The following is an 11,118-nucleotide window of genomic DNA, read 5'->3' on the forward strand; positions in this document are numbered from 1 at the left end:
GTGACGATCGACTTCGCCCGATCCGAAAGGTCGCGGCTCGGCATCGAGTGGGAGATCGCGTGCGTCGACCGGCGCAGCGGCGAACTCTCCCCGGCCGCGCCCGAGCTGCTCGCGCGAACCGGTCCGGCCGACGGCTTCCCGCACGTCACGACCGAGCTGCTGACCAACACCGTCGAGGTGGTCAGCGCGCCGCACCACCGCGTGCGTGACGCCGTCGCCGACCTGACCCGCCTGGTCGAGCGGCTCAGCGGCTTCGCCGAGCCGATGGGCATCGACCTGATCTCGTCGGGCACGCACCCGTTCAGCCAGTGGTTCCAGCAGCAGGTCACGCCGGGCAAGCCCCGCTACGACACGCTGATCGACCGCACCCGGTGGTGGGGCCGCCAGATGATGATCTGGGGGGTCCACGTGCACGTCGCGGTCGAGGACCGGGCCAAGGTGTTCCCGATCATCGACGGGCTGCTGACCTACCTGCCGCACTTCCAGGCCCTCAGCGCGTCGAGCCCGTTCTGGGCGGGGGAGAACACCGGCTACGCCTCCAACCGCGCGCTGATGTTCCAGCAGCTGCCGACCGCCGGCCTGCCGCCGCAGTTCACCGACTGGCCGCAGTACGAGGCCCTGGTCGCCGATCTGCGGCACGTCGGCGTCATCGAGGACCTCAACGAGCTCCGCTGGGACATCCGTCCCTCTCCCCGGTGGGGCACGATCGAGGTACGCACGTTCGACGGCATCTCGACCGCTCAGGAGATCGGCGCGATCGCCGCCCTGACCCAGTGCCTGACCGAGCACTTCTCCTCCGAGCTCGACGCCGGCCGCGACGTGCCGAAGCTGCAGCCCTGGTTCGTGCGGGAGAACAAGTGGCGGGCGGCCCGCTACGGCATGGATGCCATTCTGATCCGCAACGCGGCCGGCGACGAACGTCTGGTCACCAAGGACCTCGAGCGGCTGCTGCCCACCCTGGCCCCGATTGCCGACGCCCTCGGTTGCTCGGCGCAGCTGGCGGGCGTGCACGACATCATCGACCGCGGCGCGAGCTACCAGCGTCAGCTCGCGGTCGCCGCGGCCAGCGAGGGCAGCCTCAAGGCCGTCGTGTCCTCCCTGGTCCGGGAGCTGCGGGACGGCCTGCCCGCTCCGGACGGGCGATAGGCGGCGGTCCGGCCGGGCCACCCATCGGTGTCCGCAAATGACATCATGGACTCCGAGCCGATCAGGGGAGTCGTCAGATGATCAACGACCACGGAGATGTGGCCGGCGGGCTGGCCGAGACGATCGAGGCGTTGCGGGCCGAGCTGACGGCGGCGATGACCCTGGGCCACGGCCAGCCGTTGCAGTTCGAGCTGGGCCAGGTCGACGTCGAGTTGTCGCTCGCGATCATCCGGGAGGCGTCGGCCGACGGTGGCCTGCGGTTCGGCGTCGTGTCGTTCGGCGCGACCGGCAAGGCGGGCGCCAACACGACCCACAAGTTGTCGCTCAAGCTCACCCCGGTGATGTCGGCCGGTGACCGTCCCGTGCGGGTGACCGACCGGGTCGACGGCGAGCCGGGCTGAGAGGCGGACGGTGCTACTGACCGCCCAACGCGTGGCGGAGGTGTTCAACCCCTCCGCCCGGGTGGCCGGTTCGGGGTGGTTCGTCACCCCCCATCTCGTGCTGACCGTCTGGCACGCCGCGGAGGGCAGCACGCCGCCCGGCGAGCCGGCACCCGGCCGGCCGCCGCCCCGGCGGCCGTTGTCGCCGGCCGCGCTCGACGAACTGGCGCGCGACCGGCCCCGCTGCCGGGTCCGGGCGCTCGACGACGCGGCGGCCGGGCGTTCGTTCCGCGACGCGGTCACCGTGTGGTGGCGGCCCGAGTCGGACGTCGCGTTGCTGCTGGTCACCGAGGGTGCGCACGACCCCCTCCGGCCGGCCGGCTGGTCGCCGGCGCACTGGACCGACCTCACCACCGCCGACCCGGTCGACGTCACCGCGGTCGGGTTCCCCCGCCACGACGTGGTCGGCACGGTCCGCGAGTCCCGGCAGTTCAGCGGTGTCGTGCACCCGCTGTCCGGGAGGCGGGCCGGGCTCTGGGTGATCAGCACCGGCGCGCTGGCCCGGGATCTACCGGGCAGCGGCTGGTCGGGCATGTCGGGAGCCGCGCTGTTCGCCGCCGACCGGCTGGCCGGCATCGTCGTCGCCGACGCGAGCGGCGGTTCCCGGTCGGTCGCCGAGCTGCGGGCCGTCCCGGCCCGGGCCTTCGCCGACGACCCGTCGCTGACCGCGTGGTTCCGCTGGGCCGGCGGGCCCGGCGTGTGGGCCCACCAGCCGATCGGGGCCGCGGCGCCGGCCCGGCCCGAACCGGCCGGCGTCCCGCCCCGGCGCCGCCGGCTCCCGGCGTGGAACTCGCCGCCGGCGCTGCTGGTGGGCACCGTGGCGGCCGCCGGTGCCGTCCTGCCGTTCAGCACCCCCGGCGCCGCCGCGGTGGCGACCGCCGGCTGTGCCGCCGGCGCCGCCCGCGCCTGGCACCTGCGGCGGCACTCCCCCGTGCTGCCGGCCGACTTGCTGGGCCGGCATCAGGGTGGCCTGACCTATCACGTGGCCGAGCCCGGCGAGCTCGCCCGCGTCTACACCCGGCAGCACCTCGACACCACCGCCGAACGCGACGGCTTGACCCCGTCACTGCCGCCGACCGCGCAGCCGGTCTCCGTCGAGCGTCTGCTCATCGATCCGGCCGTCGGACACATCGTCGTCACCGGCGAGCCCGGTGTGGGCAAGTCGAGCCTGCTCGAATACATCGAGACCACCGCCTGGCAGTGGTGGCAGGCCGCGACCCGCAGCACACCGCCGGAGAGCGCGCCGTTCGGGCCGCTGCTCCCGCTGCGCATCGCCGCCCGCGAGCTGGTCGGCCGCGACTCGATCGCCGCCGCCGCCGGCCCGTCGGGGCGCGCACTCCTCGAGGCTGAGCCACCGGTTCGCGGCGCCCGGCTGGTGATCCTGGTCGACGCGCTCGACGAGGTCACCCGGCCGGAAGACTGGCGCCAGGTGATGGAGGTCCTGCTCAGCACCGCGCGGGAGACGTTCGGCATGCCGTTCCGGCTGGTGCTCTCGGTGCGCAGCCTGCGCGACAGCACCTGGCGCAGCCTCACCGACGCCGGGGCGACCGAGTTCCGGCTCCAGCCGTTCACCGTCGAGCAGCTGCGCCGGTTCGTGATCGCCCACCAGACCGGGGGCGCCGACCGGCTGAGCGACCTCGCGGTCCGCGAGCGGGCGGAGGCCCGAGCCACCCAGTTCCTGACCTACGTGCAACGCAACGGCATGCTCGATCTGGTGCGCCTGCCGCTGCTGGCCCACCTCGCCGTCGGCCAGTACTTCGATCCGGCCGGCGAGCCCGGTGCCCAGTCCCGCCGGGTCGACCTGTACGCCCGCGCCGTCGCGGAGTTCCTCGGCCGTTTCCCGGCGCAGCAGAGCCCGTACGATCCCGAGCTGCGCGACCGCATCGAGGCCCTGCTCCACGAGCTGAAGGAACGCTACGCCCGGGAGGCACCCCGCCATGCCGCGCTCGGTGTCGCCCTGCGCGGTTTCCTCGGCGACCTGGCCGACTCCTATCTGCGCGACGGCATCCCGCCGGTCCCGGCCCCGATCGAGGACGACCCGTACCACCGGCGGACGGTGACCGCCCTGCTGGAGGCCACCGGCCTCGTCGTCGACGTGCACACGCCCGACCCCCGGTTCCTGCACCGCACCTTCGCCGAATACCTGGCCGCGCCGCACCTGCGCGACCGCCTCGGCACCGAAGCCGCCACCTGGGGCGACGCCCTCGCCGACGACGACACCCGGATCGCCGCCCTGTTCGCGTTCGACCGCCTGCCGGCCGACCGGCGGCATGAGATCGCCGGTCGGCTGGCCGACGATCCGGAGCGCGTGGAGCAGGCGTCCTGGCTGCTCGCCGAGGGCATGTGCGACGACGAGACGCGCGGCCGCATCCTTCAGCGGCTCTGGGGGCAGCCCGACGGCCCGGTGGTGTCGAACTGGCTGCGGACCCACGCCGCCCTCTCCCATCTGGACGCCCAGCGGGCCCGGCTGTACGACATGGCCGCCGACCCCGCCTCGGTGCCGATCGACCGGGTCAACGCCGCCGCCGCGTTGTCCGCAAACGACCCGCGTGGCGCCGGGTTGCTGGCCTCCTTCGCCCGCGACAGCTCGTTCCCCGAGCAGATGCGGATCACGGCCGCGGGTCACCTCGCGCACGCCGATCGGGAAGCGGGCGTCGAGCTGCTGCGGCGGTTCGCCGGCGACTCCGCGTCCCGCTCCTGCGCCCGGGCGGCCGCCCTGCTCGTCGAGCACGACACCCCGGCGGCGGTCGCCCGGCTGCGGGCCCTGGCCGCCGACCCGCTCGGCCCGGACCTGGCCCGGGTCGAGGCGGCGATCGTGCTGTCCGGCCACGACCGCGCGGCCGGCCTCGAGTGGCTGCGCCGGTTCGCCGCCGACCGGCGGTTCTTCGCCGACGGCCGGGTCTACGCGGCCGATTCCCTGGTCGCGTCGGCCAACGGCGACGAGCCGGCCCGCGCCGCCGGGCTGCAGCTGCTGGAACGGATGGCCCGCGACGACCGGGTCGACGCCGGTTACCGGGTCGAGGCGGCGCATCGGCTCGCCCGCTACGACACGCCCACCGGCGCTGCCCTGCTGGGCGCCTTTGCCGGCGGCGGGCTGCCGGGCCGCTACCGCTGCGACGCCGCGGTGCTGCTCGCGCAGCACGACCGGGAGGCCGGCACGCGGGCGCTCGACCAGGTCGCCCGCACGGACAGCGCCCGGCCGGAGGACCGGATGCGGGCCGCCGACGAACTCGCCCACTACGCGCCGGAACAGGGGAAGGCCCGTCTGACCGACCTCGCCACCGACCCCGGCGGCGAGGTCGCCCCGCGCCTCGAGGCAGCGCTGCGCCTCGAGGCAGCGCTGCGGCTGGCCCGCCGCGACCGTACGGCCGGCCTGACCCTGCTGCGGGAGCTCGTCGCCGGCCTCACCGGCCGGGCGCAGGTGACCGGCGCGACCGCCCTGGCCCGGGTCGACCGCGACGAGGGCCTGCGGCGGTTGCGGGAGCTGGCCGACTCCACGGACACCGACCGGGGCGTACGCGTGCACGCCGCCCACGCCATGGGCGACTTCGATCCCGAGATGCGCGACGCGACACTGCGCCGCATCGGGGTGGACATCAAACCGGGTGGATGGTTCCAGCTGTAGGAGGCGACACACCATGTTCCGAGGATTCGGACGGGCTTCCGAGCCGGCCGGCCTGGCCCGCAGACTGGGTCAGCAGGGCGACTGGCGTGCGCTGTGGGGAATGGTGCTGTCGCAGCCGCTGCCGCTCGCCGTGGCCTCGCTCGCCCACCTCAACCGCCGGAAATGGAGTCCGCCGTCCGAGTCCGACGCCGCGTTGGCGGACGTGCTCGCCGGCATCGACGCGAAGGAGGCAGCCCGGCTGGGCGGCCGGCTGTTCGACCGTACGGCCCAGGTGCTGCCGTTCCGCCTGGGCTTCGCCAACCCGGTCGGTTTCGCGGTCCGCCACCCGGTCGCGGCGCTGAGCGTGCAGGGCCGCGACTTCCACACCCAGCGGATCGTCACCGTCGACCGCACCGGCGTGCGGAACACCCTGTACGAGGGGGCGGCCCAGCACTGGTCGCTGTGCGCGATCGACAGCGAGACGGTGATCGCCCGCCGGGAGTTCGACAGCGGCGGTTACCGGGGCGACACCGAGGTCGTCGAGTACACGCCGGGCGGCGAGACCGTGCTCGCCAACGGCGGCGCCCTGCTCGACGCCATCGTGCAACCGACCGCCACCGGCTTCGTCGTCGGCACCAAACTGGCCGCTTTCGCCTTCGCCCTCGCCGACGGCGAGCAGGTGCAGCTCAACCTGGGCGAATTCGGCCTGCGCCGGGCCGACCTGTTCGCGGTCGACGCCACCGGCACCCGGATCGCCTTCGCCGACGACACCCGGATGGTGGTCACCGACAGCCGGCTGCAGCCGCTGTACGACATCGTGGCCGAGCATCTGCAGCACGGCGGCATCAACGCGATCACGTTCACCGAGGACTCGATCGTCACCGCCGGCTGGGACAAGGGCCTGTACCGCTGGCAGATCATCGGCGGCCGGATCCGCGGCCTGCACCCGGGCTGGGACTCCTCGCCGCGTAGGTTCTTCCGGCTCTCCCCGGTGGCGCCCTGGAACCTCCTGGTGGCCGACGGCGGCAACGTCAACTATCACTACGACGTCACCAGCCTCGACCCGGTCACGGCGCCCGGCTTCCTGGTCCCGTCCGGCTCCAGTGAGAAGGACGACGATCTGGCGGTGCCGCGGGCGATCGGCAAGTTCGTGTCGACCGCGTACGGCCGCCTGGCGGTGTACGAGGGCGGCCTCGCCGCCCGCACCCGCGACTCGGTCTCCGACTTCTATTCGACTGTCGTCCAGGACCTGGAGCACCCGCTGAACGTGCTGAACAAGCCGGTCGCCGCCCTCACCGGCGCCGACGCCGAGCGGCTGCTTCCCCAGGCCGGGGCCTATCCGCTCGACGCCGGCGAGCGGGCCCTGCTGGAGTCCCTGGTCCGGGCGTGCGAGTGGGCCCCGGGCGCCAACGGCCACTGATCGGGCGGCCGCGGCCGGTTGGTGGTGTTAGCCCCACCCCCGGTTGGCGTACTGGCCCCAATGTGCGGCAACCCCATGATCCGTACGGTCGGTTACATGCTCACCCACCTGATGCCGCTGGTCTCCTCGCCGTGGCTTTACCTGATCGTCTTCCTGGCGGTCGCGGTCGACGGGTTCGTCCCGGTCATACCCATCGAGGCCCTGGTGATCGGCCTGGGCGCGATGACCGCGACCGGCAAGCCGAACCTGCTCGCGCTGGCCGCGGCGGTCACGCTGGGTGGCATGGCCGGCGACCGGGTGACCTATCTGCTCGGCCGCAAGGCGGGCGGGCGGCTGCGCCACCGCCGGTTGGTGGCGGCCAAGGTGCGCGCGGAGCGAGCGCTTCTCCGGTACGGCGGGACGGCCGTCCTGATCGGCCGCTTCCTTCCCTGGGGGCGGGCCGCCACCGCGATGACGGCCGGGTCGGTATCGATGCCGCTGGGCCGGTACGGGCTGTTCACCGGGCTGGCGAGTGCGGCCTGGGCGGCGTACACGATCGGCCTCGGCCGCCTCGGCGGCGCGACGTTCGCCGGGTCACCCTTGCTCGGCGCCGCCTTCGGGATGGGGCTCGGCCTGGTGCTCGGCGCCGTTCATCTGGTCGTGGAGAAGCTGCGGAAGCGGCCGGACGTCCCGGTCCAGGTGGTGCCGCTCGGTCAGCCGACCAGGAACGTGCCCGCCATGAAGATGACCAGGAACACCGCCTGCAGCGCCACGCCGACCATCAGCACCGTGCGGTCGACGACCTGGTTGGCGCCCATCCGGGCCAGCACGAGCACGATCGCGACGGCTTCCAGGGCGTATCGGGCCGCCGACTGCATCGGCCGGCCGCCCACCTCGGTCGACATCAGCAGGACCAGGGTGAGGGCTCCGTGCACGACCAGATAGAGCTGGTCGCGCCGGAACCGGAACGGGCCGACGACGCACAGCACCAGCAGCAGCACCGCGACCAGGGTCGTCCCGGCGTCGAGGATCGCCGCCAGGGCCGGCGGATCCAGCAACCGGTGCCCGGCCGCCTGCCGGATCGCCTCGAACCACGCCCCGCCGGGCACGGTGTAGTGGCGGCCCCATCGGTCCTGGGCGACGCTGAACGCCAGCGGATCGCCCAGTTCCACCGCGCAGTAGATGCTGTAGCCGACGACGCCCAGCGGGATCAGCGCCAGACCGAGCACGTCGAGCCGGATGCGCCGCCCGCGCAGGTACTCGATGGCGAGCGGCACCACGAGCAGCACCCCGAACAGGCGCGTGGCCGACGACAGTCCGCCGAGCACGCCGGCGAGCCACCAGTGTCCGCGGCGCCCGGCGTACAGCGCGCCGATCGCCAGCAGCAGGAACAGCGACTCGTTGTAGCCGATGAACAGGAAGAACCCGGTCGGGAACGCGGCCAGGTACCAGGCCGCCCGCTGGGCCACGCGGGGGCCGAACTCGTGCTCGGCCAGCCGGTGCAGCACCGCGAGCGTCCCGAACGCGGCGGCGTTGGCGACGACCAGGGCGCTGATCAGCATCCCGCCCGGCAGCACGGCGTCGGCGATGCGCACCAGCAACGGATAGAGCGGGAAGAAGGCCGGGAAGCCCGGGCCCAGGTGGTAGCCGTCCTGGGCGATCCGCACGTAGAGGTCGGCGTCCCACCGGTTCCAGCCCAGCACGATCGCCCACACGTCCGGGTGCTGCCCGTCGCGCCGCGGCAGCCAGGCCAGCGCGCTGACCGCGACGTGGGTGACGGTGACCGCCGACCAGACGGCCAGGGCGGCCAGGAAGGCCGCTTTCCAGGGGCGCCGGCTCCGCGGGAGACCGGCTTCTTCCGGTACGGCGAGGGGCGGCGCAACCGCATCGAGGACTGCCATCACAGGCTCGCGTACGGCCGGACGGCGGCCGAGTCGGAGACCACGACGTACGCCGGCCGCCCCTGCACCGCCGTGAAGACGCGCGCCACGTATTCGCCGAGCAACCCGAGGCACAGCAACTGCAGCGCGCCCAGGAACACCATCGCCGTGAACATCGAGGTCCAGCCGGGCACGACGTGACCCCAGACGTGGTCGGCCAGGACGACGACGCCGAGCACCACGCACAGCGCGATCCCGGCGCAGCCGAGCCAGGTGGCGATCCGCAGCGGGACGGCCGAGAAGCCGGTGATGCTGTCGACGGCCAGCCGGACCATCTTGGTGAGCGGATATTTGGAGCGGCCCGCCGCGCGCCGCTCCCGGGTGTAGGCCACCTCGCCGCTGGGCAGGCCGAGCCAGGGCACCAGCAGGCGGTACACCGGCCGATGCTCGGGCAGGTCGATCAGCGCGTCCACCGCCGTACGGCTGAGGAGCCGGAAGTCTCCGGCGTGCCGGGGCACCGGGGTGCCGACGACGCGCCCGGCCATCCGGTAGTAGAGCCCGGCCGTCCATCGCTTGAACGGGCTGTCGGTGCTGCGGTCGGTCCGCACGCCGTGCACCACGTCCAGGCCGCCGTTCTCGGCCAGCCGCAGCATCTCGGCGATGACCTCGGGCGGGTCCTGCAGGTCGACGTCGATGCTGACGACGTACTCCCCGCGGGCCCGGTGCAGGCCGGCCGTCAGCGCGTTCTGGTGACCGCTGTTGCGCCGGAGCCGGATCACCCGCAGTTCCGGCCAATGCCGTCGCATCAGCTCGAGCACGACGGGGGTGGCGTCCGTACTGCCGTCGTCGACGGCGAGCACCTCGTAGGAGACATCGAGTCCCTCGAGCACCGGACGTATCCGCTCGGCAAAGAGCGGTAGCACGTCCTGTTCGTTGAAGACCGGCACGACCACCGACAACTTCATGCGGCACCTTCCCTTTCGAGACCTTCCGGATCTCTGGTGGGGAGAGGCTGGCTAACGTCCGGTGAACGCCGGGCGGCGCCGAGGGGGACGTGGCACGTTCATGGGAGTTGCACAGGAGACACAGATCTCGTTCTGTCCGACCGTGCAACCTGCGGCTTCCCGCCGGCGCTCATAGTTGCCTCTACCAGGCAAGGGGCAGCGCGACGAGGTGTTTCGTCAGCGCGGCGGCGAGCAGCCGGTGGTCGTGCCGGGACGGGTGCCGGTCGCAGCCGAGGTGGTCGAGTCCGAGCGCCGTGTCGTCGTAGTGGAGGCCGGAGATCCGGGCATCGCCGGCCGTGTTGCGGGCCTTGACGATCTGCTGGATCGAGGCGGCGAGCGCGGTCGTCCGGTACAGGTCGGGGTAGGCGAGCACGATGTAGGTGCCCGCGCCGTACCGGGTCCGCAGCTTGTCGAGGAACGCCAGATAGGCGGTGCGGTAGTCGGCGGCCAGCTGGCCGATGGTGGCCCACTTCTCACCGGCGTGCAGGGCGGCCGAGAAGTCGTTGTTGCCCAGGCCGACCACGACCACCTGCGGCCGCCAGGTGCGCGGCACCGGCCAGGCCCGGCTTCCGGGTACCGCCTGCAGGTCGGTGTCGTAGTAACTGAGCAGGTTGCCGCCGCCCTGCCCCTTGTAGTTGCGCACCAGGCCGAGCCCGGACCACGCGTCGATCTGGTAGTCCGCGTCGAGCGCCTTGGCCGTGAGCGCGCCGAAGGAGGCGCCGGTGTCGGTGTTGCGGCCGATGACGGCGTTGCCGCGGCAGTCGGGGCTGGTCGACAGGTCTCCGTAGCCGACCGTCCACGAGTCGCCGATGAACTCGATCTGCCGGCTGCGCGCCGCCGGCCGGGCCAGGATCGCGCCTCCGGCGGCGGGCACGAGGCCGTCGAACTCTCCGGCGTTCCACGGGCTTTCGGTACGCTTCGTCAGCCGCACCGTGTGATTGCCGGCGGCCAGGTTCCGGACCCAGTACGTGGTGTCCCCCGGCCGCATCAGCGTGCCGGCGGTCGCCCCGTCGACCTGTACGACGTAGTCGTTCACGGAATCCTTCAGCATGAGCCCGACGCCGGTGCCGCGGAAGCGCCCTTCGAAGTAGACGCCCGGCCACGTGTACCGCACGCCGCGACCGGCCGGCCGGACCCGGCCCACGGTGGTCACCTGGTCGAGGACAGTGGACTGCGGCGCGCTCGACGAGGCGGCGCAGGTGGTCCGGCATCCGCCGGCGGCGTGCGCGGAGATCGCGCCGACGGCGACGGCACCCACGGCCAGGCTCGCGCTCGCGACGACCGCGACCGCCCTCCGGCGCGGGAAACCCCGGGCACTTAACCGGTTAAGACGGGCACTCGTCCCGGCGCGGAAACGGCTCTCGAGTCGGCTCACAAGAACCGGCAATACCCCGATTCCATAACCCACAAGCCGGACGGTTGACCGTTCCTCGACCGTCAGCCGTACCATGGGCCAGCGTCTCGCCCAACTTGCCAACCCGAGCCACGGGACGCGGGATACGCGTGCGACAATGTGGCGTAGCACACACCGCAAAGCCATCACGATCGCTACAAAACAGGCGTTTCTTCCGGCGGTAACACCGCTGAGAGCACCGCCCAGATATCAAGACCACAGAAACAACTCAGCGCCGATGTGTCACGCGCA

General features: G+C 72.9%; 7 protein-coding genes and 1 pseudogene. 5 read left to right on the forward strand and 3 right to left on the reverse strand.

Annotation, left to right across the window (positions count from 1 at the left end):
• From ACIA5C_RS02960 to ACIA5C_RS02980, 5 genes are all read left to right on the forward strand, one after another.
• Nucleotides 1-1,146 carry a glutamate--cysteine ligase gene (locus tag ACIA5C_RS02960; protein WP_396050589.1) on the forward strand — a complete coding sequence of 382 codons (1,146 nt, stop codon included), beginning with the start codon at nucleotides 1-3 and terminating at the stop codon, nucleotides 1,144-1,146.
• Nucleotides 1,147-1,223: 77 nt separating this feature from the next.
• The gene (locus tag ACIA5C_RS02965) at nucleotides 1,224-1,547 is read left to right on the forward strand and encodes a trypco2 family protein (RefSeq protein WP_396050591.1); all 324 of its coding nucleotides are present in this window, start codon (nucleotides 1,224-1,226) and stop codon (nucleotides 1,545-1,547) included.
• Between the two features lie 31 nt (nucleotides 1,548-1,578).
• Nucleotides 1,579-5,211 (forward strand): hypothetical protein, encoded by a 3,633-nt coding sequence (locus ACIA5C_RS02970; RefSeq protein ID WP_396050593.1) that lies wholly within the window; start codon nucleotides 1,579-1,581, stop codon nucleotides 5,209-5,211.
• 13 nt (nucleotides 5,212-5,224) lie between these two features.
• Nucleotides 5,225-6,610 (forward strand): hypothetical protein, encoded by a 1,386-nt coding sequence (locus tag ACIA5C_RS02975; RefSeq protein WP_396050595.1) that lies wholly within the window; start codon nucleotides 5,225-5,227, stop codon nucleotides 6,608-6,610.
• Between the two features lie 75 nt (nucleotides 6,611-6,685).
• Nucleotides 6,686-7,534 (forward strand): DedA family protein, encoded by an 849-nt coding sequence (locus ACIA5C_RS02980; protein ID WP_396050597.1) that lies wholly within the window; start codon nucleotides 6,686-6,688, stop codon nucleotides 7,532-7,534.
• Nucleotides 7,535-7,878: 344 nt separating this feature from the next.
• Here the strand turns inward: ACIA5C_RS02980 and ACIA5C_RS02985 are convergent.
• From ACIA5C_RS02985 to ACIA5C_RS02995, 3 genes and pseudogenes are all read right to left on the reverse strand, one after another.
• A pseudogene (locus tag ACIA5C_RS02985) lies at nucleotides 7,879-8,490 on the reverse strand (mannosyltransferase family protein); the annotation flags it as partial.
• On the reverse strand, nucleotides 8,490-9,434 hold the full coding sequence (locus ACIA5C_RS02990; RefSeq protein WP_396050599.1) for a glycosyltransferase family 2 protein: 945 nt from the start codon (nucleotides 9,432-9,434) through the stop codon (nucleotides 8,490-8,492). The pseudogene ACIA5C_RS02985 and the gene ACIA5C_RS02990, both read right to left, overlap by 1 nt.
• 181 nt (nucleotides 9,435-9,615) lie before the next feature.
• The gene (locus ACIA5C_RS02995; protein ID WP_396050601.1) at nucleotides 9,616-10,731 is read right to left on the reverse strand and encodes an SGNH/GDSL hydrolase family protein; all 1,116 of its coding nucleotides are present in this window, start codon (nucleotides 10,729-10,731) and stop codon (nucleotides 9,616-9,618) included.
• Nucleotides 10,732-11,118 lie beyond the last annotated feature (387 nt).

This window comes from Actinoplanes sp. NPDC051343, from assembly GCF_044455125.1.
In the GTDB taxonomy this organism is placed as follows: Bacteria; Actinomycetota; Actinomycetes; order Mycobacteriales; family Micromonosporaceae; genus Actinoplanes.

Bases quoted from the DNA above. Each gene is read 5' to 3' on its own strand.
- ACIA5C_RS02980 (WP_396050597.1), top strand. From the start codon at position 6,686: ATGATCCGTACGGTCGGTTACATGCTCACCCACCTGATGCCGCTGGTC.
- ACIA5C_RS02990 (WP_396050599.1), bottom strand. From the start codon at position 9,434: ATGAAGTTGTCGGTGGTCGTGCCGGTCTTCAACGAACAGGACGTGCTA.
- ACIA5C_RS02975 (WP_396050595.1), top strand. From the start codon at position 5,225: ATGTTCCGAGGATTCGGACGGGCTTCCGAGCCGGCCGGCCTGGCCCGC.
- ACIA5C_RS02965 (WP_396050591.1), top strand. From the start codon at position 1,224: ATGATCAACGACCACGGAGATGTGGCCGGCGGGCTGGCCGAGACGATC.